This window comes from Murimonas intestini (assembly GCF_024622195.1).
In the GTDB taxonomy this organism is placed as follows: Bacteria; Bacillota; Clostridia; order Lachnospirales; family Lachnospiraceae; genus Murimonas; species Murimonas intestini.
Genome location: NZ_JANKBI010000003.1, coordinates 95,000 through 111,618, shown reverse-complemented (window position 1 = coordinate 111,618; position 16,619 = coordinate 95,000). Strand labels below are relative to the sequence as shown.

At 43.4% G+C, this 16,619-nt stretch carries 19 protein-coding genes; 7 read left to right on the top strand and 12 right to left on the bottom strand.

From position 1 onward, the window contains the following. Positions 1-3: 3 nt before the first annotated feature. From NSB28_RS06625 to NSB28_RS06585, 9 genes are all read right to left on the bottom strand, one after another. A complete protein-coding gene (locus NSB28_RS06625; protein WP_109626134.1) occupies positions 4-477 on the bottom strand; it encodes a hypothetical protein in 474 nt (157 codons plus the stop codon). Positions 478-841: 364 nt separating this feature from the next. Continuing rightward, the gene (locus tag NSB28_RS06620; RefSeq protein WP_109626133.1) at positions 842-1,075 is read right to left on the bottom strand and encodes a DUF2624 family protein; all 234 of its coding nucleotides are present in this window, start codon (positions 1,073-1,075) and stop codon (positions 842-844) included. 18 nt (positions 1,076-1,093) lie between these two features. Beyond that, a complete protein-coding gene (locus NSB28_RS06615; RefSeq protein WP_109626132.1) occupies positions 1,094-2,200 on the bottom strand; it encodes a tetratricopeptide repeat-containing glycosyltransferase in 1,107 nt (368 codons plus the stop codon). Positions 2,201-2,230: 30 nt separating this feature from the next. Beyond that, positions 2,231-2,638: an ATP-binding protein gene (locus NSB28_RS06610; RefSeq protein ID WP_109626131.1), complete on the bottom strand. Its 408-nt coding sequence runs from the start codon at positions 2,636-2,638 to the stop codon at positions 2,231-2,233. Further along, entirely contained in the window at positions 2,638-4,281 is a 1,644-nt protein-coding gene (locus NSB28_RS06605; RefSeq protein ID WP_109626130.1) for a PP2C family protein-serine/threonine phosphatase, read from the bottom strand. Before NSB28_RS06605 ends, NSB28_RS06610 begins: the two co-directional genes overlap by 1 nt. Next, a complete protein-coding gene (locus tag NSB28_RS06600) occupies positions 4,281-5,999 on the bottom strand; it encodes an MATE family efflux transporter (RefSeq protein ID WP_187374276.1) in 1,719 nt (572 codons plus the stop codon). Before NSB28_RS06600 ends, NSB28_RS06605 begins: the two co-directional genes overlap by 1 nt. Then, the gene (locus NSB28_RS06595; protein WP_109626128.1) at positions 5,989-7,617 is read right to left on the bottom strand and encodes a phosphatidylglycerol lysyltransferase domain-containing protein; all 1,629 of its coding nucleotides are present in this window, start codon (positions 7,615-7,617) and stop codon (positions 5,989-5,991) included. The genes NSB28_RS06600 and NSB28_RS06595 overlap by 11 nt, the downstream gene beginning before the upstream one ends. Positions 7,618-7,630: 13 nt before the next feature. Continuing rightward, positions 7,631-7,927, bottom strand: coding sequence for an STAS domain-containing protein (locus NSB28_RS06590; RefSeq protein ID WP_109626127.1), 297 nt, complete (start codon positions 7,925-7,927; stop codon positions 7,631-7,633). A 338-nt stretch (positions 7,928-8,265) separates the two neighbouring features. Beyond that, complete coding sequence (locus NSB28_RS06585; protein ID WP_109626126.1) at positions 8,266-9,072, bottom strand: LytTR family transcriptional regulator; 807 nt, start codon at positions 9,070-9,072, stop codon at positions 8,266-8,268. A 175-nt stretch (positions 9,073-9,247) separates the two neighbouring features. Here NSB28_RS06585 and NSB28_RS06580 point away from each other — a divergent pair, with 175 nt between their 5' ends. Both NSB28_RS06580 and NSB28_RS06575 read left to right on the top strand, forming a co-directional pair. Then, the gene (locus NSB28_RS06580; protein ID WP_109626125.1) at positions 9,248-10,015 is read left to right on the top strand and encodes an ABC transporter ATP-binding protein; all 768 of its coding nucleotides are present in this window, start codon (positions 9,248-9,250) and stop codon (positions 10,013-10,015) included. Beyond that, positions 10,008-10,808, top strand: a complete 801-nt coding sequence (locus NSB28_RS06575; RefSeq protein WP_109626124.1) for an ABC transporter permease — start codon at positions 10,008-10,010, stop codon at positions 10,806-10,808. The genes NSB28_RS06580 and NSB28_RS06575 overlap by 8 nt, the downstream gene beginning before the upstream one ends. Before the next feature lie 86 nt (positions 10,809-10,894). On the opposite strand, the gene NSB28_RS06570 is transcribed toward NSB28_RS06575, so the two are convergent. The 3 genes from NSB28_RS06570 to NSB28_RS06560 all read right to left on the bottom strand — a co-directional run bounded on the left by NSB28_RS06570 (position 10,895) and on the right by NSB28_RS06560 (position 14,698). After that, on the bottom strand, positions 10,895-11,815 hold the full coding sequence (locus NSB28_RS06570) for a YhfC family glutamic-type intramembrane protease (protein WP_187374275.1): 921 nt from the start codon (positions 11,813-11,815) through the stop codon (positions 10,895-10,897). Positions 11,816-12,572: 757 nt separating this feature from the next. After that, positions 12,573-14,201 carry a Na/Pi cotransporter family protein gene (locus tag NSB28_RS06565; RefSeq protein ID WP_109626122.1) on the bottom strand — a complete coding sequence of 543 codons (1,629 nt, stop codon included), beginning with the start codon at positions 14,199-14,201 and terminating at the stop codon, positions 12,573-12,575. Positions 14,202-14,245: 44 nt separating this feature from the next. Continuing rightward, complete coding sequence (locus tag NSB28_RS06560) at positions 14,246-14,698, bottom strand: hypothetical protein (protein ID WP_148410456.1); 453 nt, start codon at positions 14,696-14,698, stop codon at positions 14,246-14,248. Positions 14,699-14,799: 101 nt separating this feature from the next. On the opposite strand from NSB28_RS06560, the gene NSB28_RS06555 reads away from it, so the two are divergent. The 5 genes from NSB28_RS06555 (at position 14,800) to NSB28_RS06535 (ending at position 16,565) form a co-directional block, all read left to right on the top strand. Beyond that, positions 14,800-14,985: a hypothetical protein gene (locus tag NSB28_RS06555; protein ID WP_109626120.1), complete on the top strand. Its 186-nt coding sequence runs from the start codon at positions 14,800-14,802 to the stop codon at positions 14,983-14,985. Positions 14,986-15,026: 41 nt separating this feature from the next. Continuing rightward, complete coding sequence (locus tag NSB28_RS06550; RefSeq protein ID WP_109626119.1) at positions 15,027-15,539, top strand: ferritin; 513 nt, start codon at positions 15,027-15,029, stop codon at positions 15,537-15,539. Between the two features lie 7 nt (positions 15,540-15,546). Further along, complete coding sequence (locus NSB28_RS06545) at positions 15,547-15,747, top strand: (2Fe-2S)-binding protein (protein ID WP_109626118.1); 201 nt, start codon at positions 15,547-15,549, stop codon at positions 15,745-15,747. Between the two features lie 164 nt (positions 15,748-15,911). Further along, the gene (locus NSB28_RS06540; RefSeq protein WP_109626117.1) at positions 15,912-16,142 is read left to right on the top strand and encodes a helix-turn-helix transcriptional regulator; all 231 of its coding nucleotides are present in this window, start codon (positions 15,912-15,914) and stop codon (positions 16,140-16,142) included. Between the two features lie 93 nt (positions 16,143-16,235). Next, positions 16,236-16,565, top strand: a complete 330-nt coding sequence (locus tag NSB28_RS06535; protein WP_109626116.1) for a hypothetical protein — start codon at positions 16,236-16,238, stop codon at positions 16,563-16,565. Positions 16,566-16,619 lie beyond the last annotated feature (54 nt).

The following is a 16,619-nucleotide window of genomic DNA, read 5'->3' as shown; positions in this document are numbered from 1 at the left end:
ACCTCAATTCAGCACAAAAGAGATGGGGGCTACGCTCTCGGTAATAATTTCAGCCTCGTATATCCCGTCCGGAAGTGAAGATACAAAAGTAACTTTATATACCCACTCGTCCGCCTGAAGCCCACCCTGATGAAGGGCATATTCATCAAGTTCGGATTTTGCCATGACCGGCATTGCCGAAATAGCGGAAACAGTGAATTCCTCCCCGCTGATCCTTACTTTCATCCCTTCTTTAACAGAGTCAATACCCTCTTCTCCCACATAACAGGTTACTGCGCCATTCTCGCACACGCCGACGGCAGGAAGCACAGAATCAAGATGACCAAAAACGCCCCATACACAAACACCGGCAAGAAGAATGATAATTGCTGCAAGCACCATCCAGACACCAGGATTAGATGTATGGATATAATCATTCAGCTGCTCTGGTGATGATACGCGGTCAATACATTTTTTTCTAAAAATATTATTTTCCATAAAAACCTCCCACTATTTGTTGTCGTGTGCCATAAAAGCATATCTTTACTACGCAAACGGGCTGCCGCACCTGTTCCGTGCGTCAGCCCTTCAGCATGTCTATGCTCAATGATGAGATAAAATAAACAACAGTATCCGGCTGCCAATGCAAAGGTATCATCCTTGAGCATATAACTGCTTAAAACAATTCGGGCAATACTTTTTTATGTAACCAATCTTATCATACCAGCATATTGTTGTCAAACTTTTTAATTAACGGTATATAATTCATAATTATCTGTAATTTTCATCTTTGCCAGATTTTCGAAATTTTTTAAAGCAGCGAAGGTATTACTCTTTCGATGCATCCGTCAAATACAGGTATTCACAGATATTTATTGTTGTTATCCTTACGAATATTGAAAATCCCTTTGGGAGCCAGCCCCCCAGTAACATTTATTAATTCATCATCAGACAGTATCCTTGTTTCCACTGCCTCCAAAAACTGCTCTGCCTGTTCTTCGGTGATCTCTATGTCATTTTCCCTGGCAAGTGTAAGCAGTTCCTCCATACTTTTTATATTTTTGATCTTCTCAAGTATTTCACTGTTGATTTTCATAGATACTCCTCCTATTTTTTATTTTTTCAATAATTGCCCATCTGCCTCCCGAAAATAAAGGTCATAAAAGAAAACCTGGGGATTCCCCGGCCTGCTCTTCTTAGCTTTCAGATGGCAGTTATAAGCCCTGGGAAATTCGCCCCGTTCCAGATAAAGCCTGCACAGCATCGTCCATGGGACAAAATCCGCGTACGCAGGATAATGGACACAGTGGTCAGAATAATCCAGGTCTTTCCCCGCTGCTTCCAGAAGATAACCTTCTGCTTCATCCATACGGCCCAGGTCGATCAGAGCTGCACCAAGCGCCACAGATACAAGTTCTTTGGGGCCAATGTCCTCCCTCAATTTCTGAAGCTTTTTCAGGCAGTCTGTCTGCAGCTCCTGCCTGTCCCGGCTTTGCAGAAGGCGGCCTACTGACCACATATAGAAAGGAAGGGCATAATACAGTGTATATGGATCCGTAAGCGTCATATAAAGCTCGCAGGCCTCATCCGGCCTGCCTGCGCCTGCCAGCTCCCGTACATAATATCCTTTATTAAATTCATTCATTACAAATCCTTCGGCAATTTTCTTATCAAAAATCCTCAGATTTCTTCCCGGTTCATTTTCATGGACCTTATCATGAAAAATTCGGATTTCCGTACAGTCAATGGAGGAAGCATGGGCCGGATATTCAATCACTTCATGTATGGGATAAATCCAGCTGCAAGCATACTCGCGGCGGCAGATGCGGTCTCTCAGGCAGCCGCTGCCGCTCCAGAGATCTGAATCTTTACAAACACTTGTATAGAGAAGGAATAATATATCCTTATTGTAAAAATCCATCTTTTTCAATTTAATTAATCTGCCAATATCCTCTTTCTCAATGACATCGTCAGCATCCAGCCACATGACATAATCAGAACTTGCATAGGAAGCTGCCGTGTTTCTGGCACAAGCAAAATCATCACACCATTCCATACTGAAGACTTTCGGGGTAAATTCCCTGGCGATCTCTGCAGACCTGTCTGCCGAACCAGTATCCAGTACAATAATTTCATCAGCAAACAAAGCAGCAGCCCCAAGTATCCTGGCCAACACTTGCTCCTCGTCGCGGACAATTAAACACACAGCAATAGTTTTCATATAAGAACCTCTTTCGGCCTCCTTTTCTGTTTAAATATTTTTTTTGATGCACAGAATATTCTGTCCGTTCCTGTATTCATATGAAATCTCGTCCATACTCTTTTTTACCATGTAAATACCAAGCCCGCCGATATCACGCTCCTCCGCTGAAAGAGTAGTGTCCGGATCTGCTTTGGCAAGCGGATCATACTGTTTGCCGTTATCAATAAAGGTTATTATCACAGAAATAGGGGCCTCCTTCACTTCTATCCTTACTGTTGCCGGACCAGTTTCGGGTTTATATGCATAATGCACAATATTTCCGAACAGCTCGTCAATTGCAATGTCAATCTGCATCTGCGCCTTCATTGGGCAGTCGATAGCTTCAAGCTGTTCATCCACGAATGCGGTAACCTTCTCTATATTTTCCAAGGTCGCATCGATTGTCAATTCTTTCATCACACTACACCCTCACTTTCTGCCATTTTTGCTTTGAACTCAAGGCACAGCATTGTTATATCATCAAACTGCGGCGCCGTACCGACAAAGAGATCTATATCATTCTTTACAGCAGGCAATATTTTACCAGGCGCTTTATCCTTCACAGTATTCAGGATCAAAGAAAGCCTGTCCATTCCATAAAGCTTACCGTCCCCATTTGTCGCCTCAGTCACACCGTCTGTGTATTGGAATACTTTATCTCCAGGACTAAGCATCATGCTCCCTGCCGTATACTTTATTCCTTCCATGCCTGCAAGAACGAACCCCGGATTGATCTTATATGATTCAAAGCCTCCTCCGGCGGGGCAGATAAATGGCAGTTCATGGCCGGCATTAACAAACTTGAATTCCCCTGTAACCAAGTTAAGAACACCTTCGAATGCTGTGATAAAAAGTCCCTCACTGTTAGATTCACAGAGCAGGTTATTTATTTCTGAAAAAACATCGCCTAAATCTCTGCCGGGCTGTGTATGATCCTTGATCAGCGTCTTACCGATCACCATGAACAATGCGGCAGGAACACCTTTTCCAGACACATCAGCCATTACGACAGCAAGATGCCGCTCATCCACCATAAAGAAATCATAAAAATCCCCCCCGACCTCTTTCGCCGGATTCATAGTTGCATATATATCAAACTCCTGCCTGTCTGGAAATGCAGGAAAAATGCTTGGAAGCATGGATTCCTGAATATGCGTTGCAACATTCAGTTCTGCACCTATACGCTCTTTTTCTGCAGTGATATTTTTCAGATTATCTATATGCAGATTCAGATCCAATTCCATTTTCTTGAGTGATTCGCACAAGGTCTGCAGTTCGTCATTTGTCTTTACTTTCAGCAGTGAGATGGGGGACAGCACTCTGTCGTCATCGCCCCTGTCAGATACAAAGGCAGCCGTTGCTGTCGTCATCTGCTTAATGGGGCCGACAAATATCTTATTAAATACAAACATATATACAAAAGCAAAAATAACTGTGATCACAGCCATTACCAGTATGCAGTTAAGCAGGAACGCCTGTCTGTCTCTGACAACCTGTTCCATGGAAATATCCACGCAGACATAGCCTATAAGCTCACCGCCGCTGCTGATATACGGATGTGAAATACTAATGATCCACCCATAATCTTTATTTGAAATGACAGCCGGAACGGTTTCGCCCCGGACAAGCCGGTGGGCTATTTTACTAAAGCTTCCTTCATAATATTCCATATAATAGCCGTAGGGGCAGCTGTCCTTGGAATGATCTGTGTCAAATATAAAGTAAGAGCCGCTTTCCGTTGGATAAATAATATAAAGGTACAAGACATTGTTGCTTTCTTTGATATTGTCAAGGGTTGTTATAATACTTTGATATTCTTGTGATGCCATAGTGCTTTGTGGGTCCGCAAAAGCCACTCCCCTTGAATATTCCAGCATGACATCCTCATCAATCATTGAAATAGCTGTTTGGGCAACATTATTTCCCAGCGTATCATAGTGCTCATCCATTGTTGATTTATATGTAAAGTAACTGACGCATACAAGCACAGTGCTGATAACAAGTGCAAAGAGCACGATACTGCATACTATTTTTGTACGTATAGAATGGATCTTCGGCATTATTTTCCCCCTTCAAAAACTACTGTCAAAGTATTATAGCCAACAAAGCGGCGGTAATAAAAATGCTTTGCCTGATTTTTTATAATTTTCAGTCCTAATCCCTTATCATCATTTTCATCAATATCAAACGGATTAAAATCCTGTTTTGCATTATCTCTGATATGCAGAGTATATTCTCCATGTTCATTCACAAGAGTCAGCTGAAGCAGCAGCCTGTTTCCATTTTCAGCAATCAGGCGGCAGGTTTCATCAACCGCAAGGGAAACAAAGTATGCTTTTCTGGGACTTGCACCGTCGTTTTCTATAAATTGCTGGATCCGTTCGCAGGTGTCCGAAATCTGTTCACAAGTACCTGAAAAGGTTTCGGAAAATACATGGCATCCTGAAAAATCTTTCAAAAGAGATTTCCCGGAAAGCTTCACAAAAAGATAAAACACCCCTGTCACAAGAAGCACAAAAGCCTCTGTAATTGGATAACACAGCCAAAACAAACGATATCCGCCCATGGAAAGAAGAAGACCGCACGGAAGCAAAACGAAAAGTCCCCGCAGCCCCATAATGATATATGAATATTTTTCAAGTCCGGTATTTTGAAGGTAGGCCGATATAATGGAACTGACGCAGGCAATGATAATGCTCAGCATATACATCTGCATCGCGTAACTTCCTATTGACAGATTGCTCTCTGTCACTCCAAAAACACCGCAATACCCGCGCGCAAAAAATATGAGGCTCCCCGAAAAAACAGCCGTTATTGAAATACCGTAAACAAGAGAAAGCTTTAGGCTCTGACGCATGCTGCCGCGGTTTCTTTCACCGAAAAAGGTGGAAACGAGCGGTATCATCGTCAAAACAACAGCATCAGCAATTGCCGTCACAAGCGTTCCCGCATTAACTGTTATGTCGAAAACCGCGACCATTGATTCACCGCCAAGCTTCAGCAGGATATGATTAAAGGCAAGGATGATGATAAACTGATACAAAAACTGTGTGGCAGCAGCAAAACCTGTATAGAAGGACCTTGCCGCCTGTATCAATTTCGGAAATACTATATTTTTCAGTTTCAGCATTCCCTTGCCTTTCACAAGGTGGCTGACACACAGGGCTTCCATGACCACTGCACCGCACACAGTTGACCAGACAGAACCCTGCACACCGGATTTTAGCAGGACAATAAATAAAAAGCCAAACGCACAGTCACAGATATTACCGATAACAAGTGCTGTTGACGCAAGCTTGGGTGCATTGTCAGTATGGACAAAATATTGAAGCGGCGCCTGCATAAACAAAATCGGGGCAGTAATCAGCATCAGCCTGACATAGGACAGCATACTGCCGTACAACTCCATATCCTTTGTACATCCAAGAAGCTTTACAAGAGGCTGCACAAATATCAGTCCAAGAACAGACAGAGCCGTTATCACAAGAAAGTCAATTATAATCACGCTTGAAAAAATCGTGTTGCCCTCTTCTGCTTTTCCTTCACTGAGGGACGATGCAAAATGAATTGCCCCTCCTGATGCAATACCAATACTTATCGTACTGAAAATCATATAGATTGGTGACGCGGCGCCAAGTATAAAAAGCCCGCTTTCATTCATGGTCCTGCCAATATAAAAACTGTCCGCAATACCGCCTGCTGCAAGGCCCAGAGAACTTAAAAGAGCCGGCAGAAAAAACTTTAAAAACAGCCGTTTTTCAAACCATTTATTGTTCACTGCCACAGCCTCCTTTAAAAGTTACCGTATAGGACGGGACAATCTTTGCATGGAGTGACTGCTTGAAACGCCTAAGCCCCGGAATCCCCATATCATCTTCCATATTCGTATATTCATACTTTTTCATTGCCGTAACAGAACATGCGCGGATTACATAAAGGCTTGCCCCTCTGTCGCTGTCAACTGTCTTAGAAAAATGCCCCTGCATGATATTGCTTTGCATCTCTGAAGCAATTGCAAAACTGACATACCTGTCTCCTCGTTTTACAAGAACTCCCCGCAGACCGAGTTTTTCAAAATATTTAATAGCTTCACTTTCTGCAGGATAATCAGCGCCTTTTGACGCATCCGAAATCTCTTTAACAATACTCAGCTTTTCCTTTGTGATAAGCTCGGCCTGCGGTTCCGGCGTCTGAGAAACATAATGGCTTAAATCATTCCTCTTATTATGCAGCCTGCTGCCCTCAAGGTTTTCAAGTATCTGATTTTCCATCATATAATCGCAGTCATCTTCCTGCAGCTCTATTTCAAGATTATGCAGATGCTCCTCTATAGTTTTTGTGTATTGTGTGTCACAAAAACGCAGAGTAAATCCTATATTCAATCTCATAAGTCCCTGCAGGTACCTTATATATTCATCAGACTTTCCCACAGGACAGAAATAATTGTCCTCTCCTTTCACTATAAAAAAGTCATTCCCTATGAATAATCTCAGGTTCATCAGCCTTCGCCAGCAAAAAAGCAGCGAAAACGTAAAGTCAGACAGCTCTGAAGGATATTTATGCCTGATTTCTTCCAGTACGGGCCTGTCAGCAAGTGTAATTTCACGAAAATACGGCTGCCATTTTTCAGCTGCCAGAACTCCGTCCAAAAGTCTGATTTTTAACTCATTGCCTTGAGGTTCCTCACTTGAAGCATATAATCTGCACTCGTCTATCTGAATGGTGACATCATGAACCTTACACAAAATGCCATATCCGCAGAAGGCCCTCATAATATGCGATACCCTGTCTATGCTGTCTGTCTCAGATATAAGCCGGTCATTATCGGTCGGCTCATCCCAGTATTCCCCCCTGCCCTGCTTTATGGCATTATTCCACAGCCTGCCGGGAGACTCCAGAAAAGTATCAAGCAGCTTTACCGCAGTCTTACGTATCTTCTCCGTCAGTGTCACAAGATTTTCATTGTAAGCAAGAGGTATCTTTTCACGAATGATAATGTCGCCTTCATCAAAATGTTCCGCCAGCTTGTGGATCGTAACGCCTGAAGCTCTATCCTTCATAATGGCGACCGGCATCGGCCATGCGCCCCTGCCTTCCGGCAAATAGGACGGATGAATATTCAGCTGCCTGATCGTATCAGACAGAGGAATCAGCCAGGGATACCCGGCAGTAACAGAAATCTCCACTCCCATAGCTTCCAATTTTTTTATATCATCGGCTGTCGCACGAGTCGTCTTATACGGAATACCATGCATCTTCGCAAAACTGCAAATATCTGCCGAATGGTCATATTCGCCGTCTTCGATTGTAAAAATGAACACCAGTTCACAACCATGTTTCAGCAAAACACTCAAACAGTCCCAAAGCGCATCTATTCCGAAATAGGCGGCTTTCATTACATCTCCCCCTTTATTCAACCGTCAGAATTTTTGAGAAACCAGTGAGCTCAAAGACTTCCATGATCGTATCGTTAACATTTCTGATTATCATTTTACCTTGCTGGTTCATTATCTTCTGTGCCCCTAACAGAACACGCAGTCCTGCTGAAGATAAATACGCAAGTCCGCCAAAATCCAATTCAAGCTTCTGAACACCGGCAATAGAAGCTTTTATCTCATCCTCAAGCATGGGCGCCGTTGTTGTATCCAGCCTTCCATCTAATTTCAATGTAAGTTTTGTTTCCTCTAAATTTTTTTCGATAGTCACGATATTTCCTCCTAAGAAAAATATTTTATTTCATTCCACATATTGAGTTCACATAATCACAATTGTGATGTCATTTTTCTTGGAAAATTATATCATTTTCGTCTTTGTTTAGTCAAGTTATTTCGTATTTAACAATTATTGTGCGTATTCAAGAATTTTTAGCTGGATATAAAAATCTTTGATAATCTGTCCAGGCAGTATCCCGGGCAGATCATGGCAGAGGGGACAATAATGATACCCCGGTATTCATGCGTAAATACCGGCAGCGCTGATATGAATAAGTATTTTATTCTCTTTGAAAACAATAAATGCTTCCGTATAAAATATTTTATATTGTATTAAGACGGCTGGAGATATTTTTTCAGCCTCATATATTGACTTCTGCTGACCGGAAGCTCCCGGCCGTCTTTTAGAATAACCTGATAACGGCAGATATGGTGAATAAGCGTGGTATTGACGATATAGCTCTTGTGTATCCGCATAAACGTTTCAGGCAGTTTTTTTTCATTCTCCGCAAGGGTTCCGGGAATCTGGAAACATCCATCATTCGTATAAACTACTGTCCGCTGAAGTGCGGCTTTTAAATAAAAAACTTCGTGAGGGAACAGATAGTGATAATTTTTTTCGATGTCACGGAAGGCCAGCTTCTCGGAATCCGCTTTTCTGGTATCCAGATTCTTCATATATTCAAAATAATTTGTATCCATAGTTAAGGGATCCGGCGGCGTTATGATCTGATTCAGCGGAATGTCCTGTGCATGTGACCCATGGACATGAGCCAATTTTATTTCTCCGCCGATTCTGCGCCAGACATAAGTCCCCCGCACATGTGCATGAATAAAGGAACCGTCCTCCAGTGTGGCATTTATCTTATAGCGTCCATAAACGATCCAGACATTTCTTTCGTGAAAGAGCAGATGAAACTCTTCATCCGTCAGCATGACAGGCGGTTCTTCATATTCTTTTTTTGTTACCCTGCGGAACTCTTCCAGTCCCTCACTCCACTGAAAATCATTGGAGCCAATCCAGACAAAATCATCTGTCATTGGCGTAGTAGTAAATTCAGTATTCCGGTCATAAAAGCTCCTGACATTTTCCAGCGTCATCTGAACAATTTCTGCTTCTGTAATAAATGGCTTTCCCATAATACTCCTCCCAGAAGATAATATGCCCAGTATATCAGAAATAACGCGATTCTGCAAGAATGAGGGGAAAACCAATCTTTCCGGCCCTATGGCGCTTAAACATCACCGACGTGCACAGTAACCCTTTTATTCCCATTTTCATAGAATAAGATATAAGTACAAAAGGAGGTAAAACATGCAATCATTATTAGAACTAGAAGATGTCACTTATGTCTATCACAGTATCAACGGCGAGACTTACGCCTTATCTAATATATCCTTCCAAGTTGAAGATGGCGAATTTATAGCAATCGTCGGACCCAGCGGCTGTGGCAAATCCACGCTGCTTTCTTTGATTTCCGGCCTGCTTACTCCAGAATCAGGAACTATCCTCCTGCACGGACGAGATATCAAAGACTCCAAAACAGATATCGGCTATATGCTTCAGAAAGATCATTTATTTGAATGGCGCACCATTTACAGTAACCTGAAGCTGGGCCTGGAAATACAGAAAAAAGATACACCCGAAAACAGAAAGCACATTGATGAGCTGCTGAAATCCTATGGCTTGTCCAAATTTAAAAACGCAAAACCTTCCCAGCTCTCCGGCGGTATGCGCCAGAGGGCGGCACTGATCAGGACACTTGCATTAAACCCTGGGCTTTTGCTGCTGGATGAACCTTTTTCAGCTCTGGATTATCAGACAAGATTATCCGTCTGTGACGATATCGCATCTATCATAAAGAAGGAGCATAAGACTGCCATCCTGGTTACGCATGATCTGTCAGAAGCAATCAGTGTCGCTGACAGGGTTATTGTACTGACAAAACGCCCCGGCAGGATCAGGAAGATCGTGCCGATCCAGATAGATATGGAAGAGAGAACACCTATGAAATCCAGGAATGCTCCTGAATTTAAGGATTATTTTAATCTTATATGGAAGGAGCTGAACAACGATGACTAGCCCTTCTCTTTCCCAGCAGGAATATTTAAAGGGCCTGAAGCGCCACAGACAATTTGTCACAAATGCCAGAATCCTGCTTTTTGTGGCTTTTATCCTTATATGGGAGCTTTCTGCCCGCTTCGGCCTGATCGACAGCTTTATTTTCAGCAGCCCTGCCAGAATCGCATCCACCTTTATCTCTATGGTAAAAGATGGGTCTATTTTTTTACACGTGGGAATGACGCTTGCCGAAACCCTGTTAAGCTTCCTGCTCGTGGTCATATTCGGTATCCTCATCTCTGTGCTGCTGTGGCTGTGCCCTAAGCTGTCACAGATACTGGAGCCTTATCTCGTCATACTGAACAGCCTGCCAAAATCCGCACTGGCTCCCCTTCTTATTGTATGGCTGGGCGCCAATATGAATACCATAATTGTGGCAGGTATGTCAGTAGCAATTTTCGGAACTGTCCTAAATCTCTACACAGGTTTTCAGGAAGTAGACCCGGACAAAATAAAATTAATCTATACACTGAGGGGAACTAAAAAAGACGTACTCTTCAAGGTAGTGCTTCCCAGCACCATCCCAATCATCATCAGCATCATGAAGGTCAATATAGGCCTTTGCCTTGTAGGTGTTGTTATAGGAGAATTTATCGGGGCCAGATGCGGCCTGGGATATCTTATCATTTACGGCACACAGGTCTTTAAGCTGGACTGGGTGCTCATGAGCATTGTCATCCTGTGTATCATAGCCATGGGGCTTTATGCAATGATCAACCTCATTGAAAAGCTGTATCAGAAAAGGCTGCAATAAGGATTTCAGAAAATTGTAAAATAAAAAAGATGTCTGCTTCCAGGGGCCATGGCCCCTTAAGGAAAACAGGCATCTTTCATCTGCTATTAATCTTTTGGAATATTGAATTTCGGGAACTTTTTCTGGGGAGGCGCATACTTGTTTATCTTCCTTGTCAGATTCTCAAGTTCCTGAGGCATATTCTCCTTCACAAACTTATATGTATAGAAGACCGTCACTGCCGTAACCACCAGATAAAGCGCTTCGGCAACCCAGATACTGCTGTACAGCCCTGCCTGGAACAGCAGATTCGGCACATTATACAGGAATACAAAACCAAGAGCCAGCGCAGCCATATACTTCGGTCCGATCTTGCTGAGCGCGGCAAAGAGCAGCACTGCAACACAGATTATAAATATAACTTTCATCGTACTGTCCAGACCATAGCTCAGATAGTTGACAGCAGGCGCACCTATAAAGTCATATAGCGCCTTTGCCCCCTCCTCGGCCTGCTCAGGATTAGACTCCTTCAGGTCCTGGATCAGCTGTGTCGCGCCTACCTGATTCACAGACATGGCAAGTGACAGGTAGCTGAACAGGTTTGTGGCTGTCTGCATAAAGGCCTCAATCGCTGTAAACCCAAGTCCAAAGAACACGTAACTTCCGAAGCCCGCATTCTTCATAAGAACCTTCGCGCCTATAAAAAGGCCTGCCATCTGAAACGCTGCAAGCACAAGTGACATCACGATCCCCGCAAGTACATTGTTGGACCTTAAGGTATCTCCAAGTCCCGGAATGGCTGCCAGACCAATACTGGCCAGCTGCGGCAGAAGCATCCCCGCTGCCAGAAATACAAGAACACCGTTCAGCAGTGCACGCGGATTAAGCATAAAACGTTTTTTAATATAGAAGAAAAGCGCTATTGGGACAGCAATAATAAGTGCCAGACTGATCCCCATAAACACAAGTGCGATTGACGGCACCGCTTCGGGATTCGCTGAAGCTGCCGCAAATGGTAAAAAAGACATAGAATTCCCCTTCCTGATATACATTTGCCTACAGGCAATAGGGTAACCATACCAAAATTTCAAAAGGATGTCAATAGGGGGAAAATAATCATTTTATTAAATTACTGTTTAATCAAATAACAGAACGCTTTGTGTTGATGGATAGTGAGCTGTCAGGCAGGGCAGGGAAGGGATTCAGGGTTCTGTCCGAACCGCTGCGTCCTGAAACTCTAAGGCTGCGTGAAACGCTAGAACCGCAAAAAGCGGCCGGAAACTCGGTGCGTTTGTCGATACAAACGCCCCTCAGACAGCTCCGGCCTCGAGCGCAAGCGCTCGTTTTTGCTGACCGCGTTCCCCGCAGCCTAAGAGTTTCATGTCCTCACTATAGTCCGCCACCCTGAATCCCTTCCCTGCCCTGTCTGACAGCCTCAAGTTTACCGTCACAAAGCTGGCTGTTATAAACAGACGGGGGGTTTTGTTGGAAAACTACTATGCATATGAAAGAATATAATTAAAATCTTTTCCATGAAGTCTCCAGCTTTAAAACCTGATATTCTCAAGATCTCTAAAACAGTTTAATCCAGCTAACGTAGGACCAATTTGTAGCTTACCAGCTGTCAAAGTAATTAATTGCTTCCACTATGTTCTGGAAATCCAATCAAGTAGTGGCCTCACCCATCCCCCAGCCTCATTACGGGAGCCAGCTTTGTGCCAGTAAACCTTCCTGACGGCTCACTGCCTCCCGCGCAAAGCGTCCTGTTAATCAGCTAACCAGCCATCAAGCCATCTTCTGATACACCTCCGCAATATTCAGCACATGATCCCCTATCCGCTCGAAGTCTGTGAGCAATTCTGAGTACAGGATGCCTGCCTGGGCCTCGCATGTGCTTTTTTGCATTCTCTTCATCTGGCGTTTTAGGTACTCTTCTTTCATATCATCTATGCGCTGTTCTGATTTTGCTGACAGCTCCAGAATCTCCCTGGATCTGGAGGGATCCTGGAAGTCTATATCATCCAGGGCTTTCAGGCATGTTTTTTTCATATCCTTTATTTCTTCCAGGGCTGCTTCGGAAAAGGAGGTATTCCATTTATCCAGGTCTTTGGCATACTCCCCGATATTCATTGCATGATCGCCTATTCTCTCGATGTTGCTGATGATCATATAATAGCCGTTGATATTCTGAGAATCTTCTGTCTTCATCTCTGTAGCCATCAGCTTCACAATATGTCTTGATATTTCACCGTTTAAATAATCTATGTATTCTTCCTGCTCTTCTACTTCTTTCAGTATCCTGACATCTCTCTCTGCCACGGCTTCGAAGCTTCTCTTCACATTCTCTCTGGTAAGGGAGAGCATCCTCGTTACTTCCTGTTCAATCTGTGACAGTACGAGTACAGAGTGGCCCACAGGATATACATGATCCAGGGGCTTGATATACTCCAGCCTCTTTACCGCACTCTCCTCTTCCCTGCGGCCCGGCAGCATTTTTGTGGCTATTGCAGCCATCAGGTTTCCAAATGGCAGCAGAAGCAGCGTGGTGACAATATTAAAAACAGTATGCGTATTTGCGATCTGCGCTATGGGATTGCCCGGAGCCAGCATTTCCATCCAGGAAACGAATGGGGTCGCCATACATATGAGGGTAAACACAGCGGTACCAATGATATTGAACATCAGATGGATGATCGTAGTGCGTTTTGCATTTACTTTTGTTCCAAAGCTGGCCAAAACTGCTGTGATACATGTGCCGATATTCTGTCCGAAAAGTATATACACGGCTCCAGACAGGGGGATCATGCCAGTGCCGGCCAATGCCTGAAGGATTCCTACCGACGCTGAGGAGGACTGGATCACTGCAGTAAATGCTGCACCCACAAGTATGCCTATGAGAGGATTTTTAAAGTTTGTCATAAAGCCCAGGAAAACCTCAGACTCCCGCAGCGGAACCATGGAATCCCCCATCATCCCCATTCCTATAAAAAGAATGCCCAGCCCGGCAAATATCTCACTTATGTGGCGGATCTTCTCATTTTTCACAAACATGATGCAGGCTACACCGGCAAAGGCGATCAGCGGCGCTATCGCCCCCATATCCAGAGCAATAAGCTGTCCCGTGATCGTAGTCCCTATATTCGCTCCCATGATCACCCAAACAGCCTGTTTTAGTGTCATGAGGCCGGAATTAACAAAACCTACTGTCATTACCGTTGTTGCTGAGGATGACTGGATCACTGCTGTGATCACGGCTCCTGCCAGCACACCTTTGAACCTGTTGGACGTAAGCGACTCCAGGACCGCCTTCATTTTATTTCCGGCCGCTGTCTCAAGGCCATTGCTCATCATCTGCATTCCATAAAGGAATAATGCCAGACCGCCGAGCAGCATTAGAATATCTGTAATTTTCATTTTTGTATCTGCCTCCTGATTTTAGTCACAGCCTATGCTGTGAATTAATAATTCTGCAAGACGGCAGATACCCCCTTTTTCCCATCCGACTGCCACACAATATCTATCCTGTGCAGCCGGACATCCCGGATATGAAAGCTGCTGTTCAGGCTCATCATCCAGGACGGCTTCAGTCTTCCCGGCAGGCACAGCAGAAGGCAGGCAAGGCACATCCATATAAGAACAGACGCACTGTATCCACTCTTCTGCTGTACCGCAGACAGCCTGAAATTCGTATGGGTTCCATTTCCCGGCAGGCCTCTCTCCCAGATCATATTCTGCTCTGCCCAGCTTCCCCAGGCCATTAACATACTCTCTTCAGATGCTGCTTCAGAAAAACTATGAGAAACAACAGCCTCCTTTTTATCCGGCATTGTATCATCTGTTTTCAGACATAAAAAAAACAGTCCGCATACAAATATAAGAACTATCATTGTCCAAAACGAACTTTTTTTCACAAAATTTCTCCCTGTTCCACTTCTGCCGCTGTGCTGTTTTCCATTACAGCTGCGGCTGTTTTCTTTAATACCTTCTCCATTTTATATAAGGAAAACATATATTGTCAACAATATCTTTTATTTTTGCAGGCTTGCCCCATGCCATGTATAATGTTATAATATGTCTGTCAGATTACATAGCTGCATATGCAGCGATAGTTAAAACCCCGCAGCAATCCGGGGGATTAAACTTGCAGGCTGCAGGGTATTTGACCCTCGGGGAAGCCGCCAAGGCAAAGCAGGTTTGACTTTGGCCCGCTGCTTGCACAAATAAAGGAGGTCTCATAAAATGCTAGACAAAAAAGTAGCTGATTTGCTTAACGAACAGATAAATAAAGAATTTTATTCTGCCTATCTCTATCTGGATTTTTCAATTTATTATAAGAACGAGGGGCTTGACGGATTTGCCAACTGGTTCAATGTACAGGCCCAGGAAGAGCGTGACCACGCAATACTCTTCACCCAGTATCTTCAGAACAACAGCATGAAGGTAACGCTGGCCCCTATCCCTAAGCCAGACAAGGAGTTTTCTGCATTTGACCAGCCCCTGGCGGCCGGACTGGAGCACGAAAGATATGTGACAGGGCTTATCCATAATATTTATGACGCTGCCTATACAGTGAAGGATTTCAGGACCATGCAGTTCCTGGACTGGTTTGTAAAGGAGCAGGGCGAGGAAGAGAAAAATTCTGAGGACCTGATAAGGAAATTCGAACTGTTCGGCCATGATTCCAAGGGACTCTATATGCTGGACTCAGAGCTGGCCGCACGGGTATATACTGCCCCTTCTCTTGTACTGTGAGGTGGATATGAGCAAAGATAAATACCTCTGTCCCTGTCTGAAGGTGACAAAAAAAGATATAAAGGATGCAATAGCTGAAGGCGCCGGCAGCTTCAAAGATATAAAAAAGGCCACAAAAGCCGGAAAGGGCTGTGGACACTGCGAATGTAAGGTAAAAAAATACGCAAAAAAACAGCTGAAGAAAAAGAAAGAAAATTCTATTTTTTAATCCTCAAAATGGTAATCGGAAGATAGTAAATTAAACGAAAGCGTGCATTTTCTGTATAAGGAATGCACGCTATTTTTGTTGATCCGGGAATAAAATATATTTCACATAGTGTTAGAAATATGTTATAATCAACAGCAGATTATTTCAGTGGAGGCGGTGCATATGTGGCAAAATTAGATAAGTATAAATTTGATAGCAAGATTCATGTTTTCAGGGCTACGAAAAGAATGAGCCAGCAGGAACTTGCCGACCTTGTAGGCGTATCACGTCAGACTATCATACAGCTTGAACGAAATAGATATAATCCGTCAATGCTTTTAGCTTACAGTATTGCAAAGGTATTTAATGTTACCATAGAAGATTTATTCGATTTTCAGGAGGTATTGCCTAAATGATACTTTATGAGCTATATAATACTTGTCGGATAACTGCTGCCGGCATAACTCAAAGTAATAAAGAATGTTAACTCAGGGAGAGGTGGAAATGGAATGGAATTAAAAATGCCAATTATTATTATGGAGCTGTTTAAAAATATGACGTTTATTGTTGTCTGTAAAATACTGCTTTTTGTGCTAACGGCTATATTTATTGTATTTTATTTTTCAAAGGAAGGCAGAGATGAACGGGGACGGGGAATAATTGCCACCTCTTGTGTCAGGGGAATAATCATGCTGTTTGTTCTGTTAAATATATGTTCTTACTATACATATTCAATTACAAGTGACCCTCTGATCTATACTAGTGCAATAACCCTAACATATGACATTACATTGCTTACAATAATTATTAATGCAGCAGTACTGAGGATAAAAAGATAACCCATCGCTGAGATCTAACCTGTTTACAGAATTAATGTAACAGGTTATTGTTTT

Bases quoted from the DNA above. Each gene is read 5' to 3' on its own strand.
- NSB28_RS06625 (WP_109626134.1), bottom strand. From the start codon at position 477: ATGGAAAATAATATTTTTAGAAAAAAATGTATTGACCGCGTATCATCA.
- NSB28_RS06620 (WP_109626133.1), bottom strand. From the start codon at position 1,075: ATGAAAATCAACAGTGAAATACTTGAGAAGATCAAAAATATAAAAAGT.
- NSB28_RS06615 (WP_109626132.1), bottom strand. From the start codon at position 2,200: ATGAAAACTATTGCTGTGTGTTTAATTGTCCGCGACGAGGAGCAAGTG.
- NSB28_RS06610 (WP_109626131.1), bottom strand. From the start codon at position 2,638: ATGAAAGAATTGACAATCGATGCGACCTTGGAAAATATAGAGAAGGTT.
- NSB28_RS06605 (WP_109626130.1), bottom strand. From the start codon at position 4,281: ATGCCGAAGATCCATTCTATACGTACAAAAATAGTATGCAGTATCGTG.
- NSB28_RS06595 (WP_109626128.1), bottom strand. From the start codon at position 7,617: ATGAAAGCCGCCTATTTCGGAATAGATGCGCTTTGGGACTGTTTGAGT.
- NSB28_RS06585 (WP_109626126.1), bottom strand. From the start codon at position 9,072: ATGGGAAAGCCATTTATTACAGAAGCAGAAATTGTTCAGATGACGCTG.
- NSB28_RS06580 (WP_109626125.1), top strand. From the start codon at position 9,248: ATGCAATCATTATTAGAACTAGAAGATGTCACTTATGTCTATCACAGT.
- NSB28_RS06575 (WP_109626124.1), top strand. From the start codon at position 10,008: ATGACTAGCCCTTCTCTTTCCCAGCAGGAATATTTAAAGGGCCTGAAG.
- NSB28_RS06570 (WP_187374275.1), bottom strand. From the start codon at position 11,815: ATGTCTTTTTTACCATTTGCGGCAGCTTCAGCGAATCCCGAAGCGGTG.
- NSB28_RS06565 (WP_109626122.1), bottom strand. From the start codon at position 14,201: ATGAAAATTACAGATATTCTAATGCTGCTCGGCGGTCTGGCATTATTC.
- NSB28_RS06550 (WP_109626119.1), top strand. From the start codon at position 15,027: ATGCTAGACAAAAAAGTAGCTGATTTGCTTAACGAACAGATAAATAAA.
- NSB28_RS06545 (WP_109626118.1), top strand. From the start codon at position 15,547: ATGAGCAAAGATAAATACCTCTGTCCCTGTCTGAAGGTGACAAAAAAA.
- NSB28_RS06535 (WP_109626116.1), top strand. From the start codon at position 16,236: ATGGAATTAAAAATGCCAATTATTATTATGGAGCTGTTTAAAAATATG.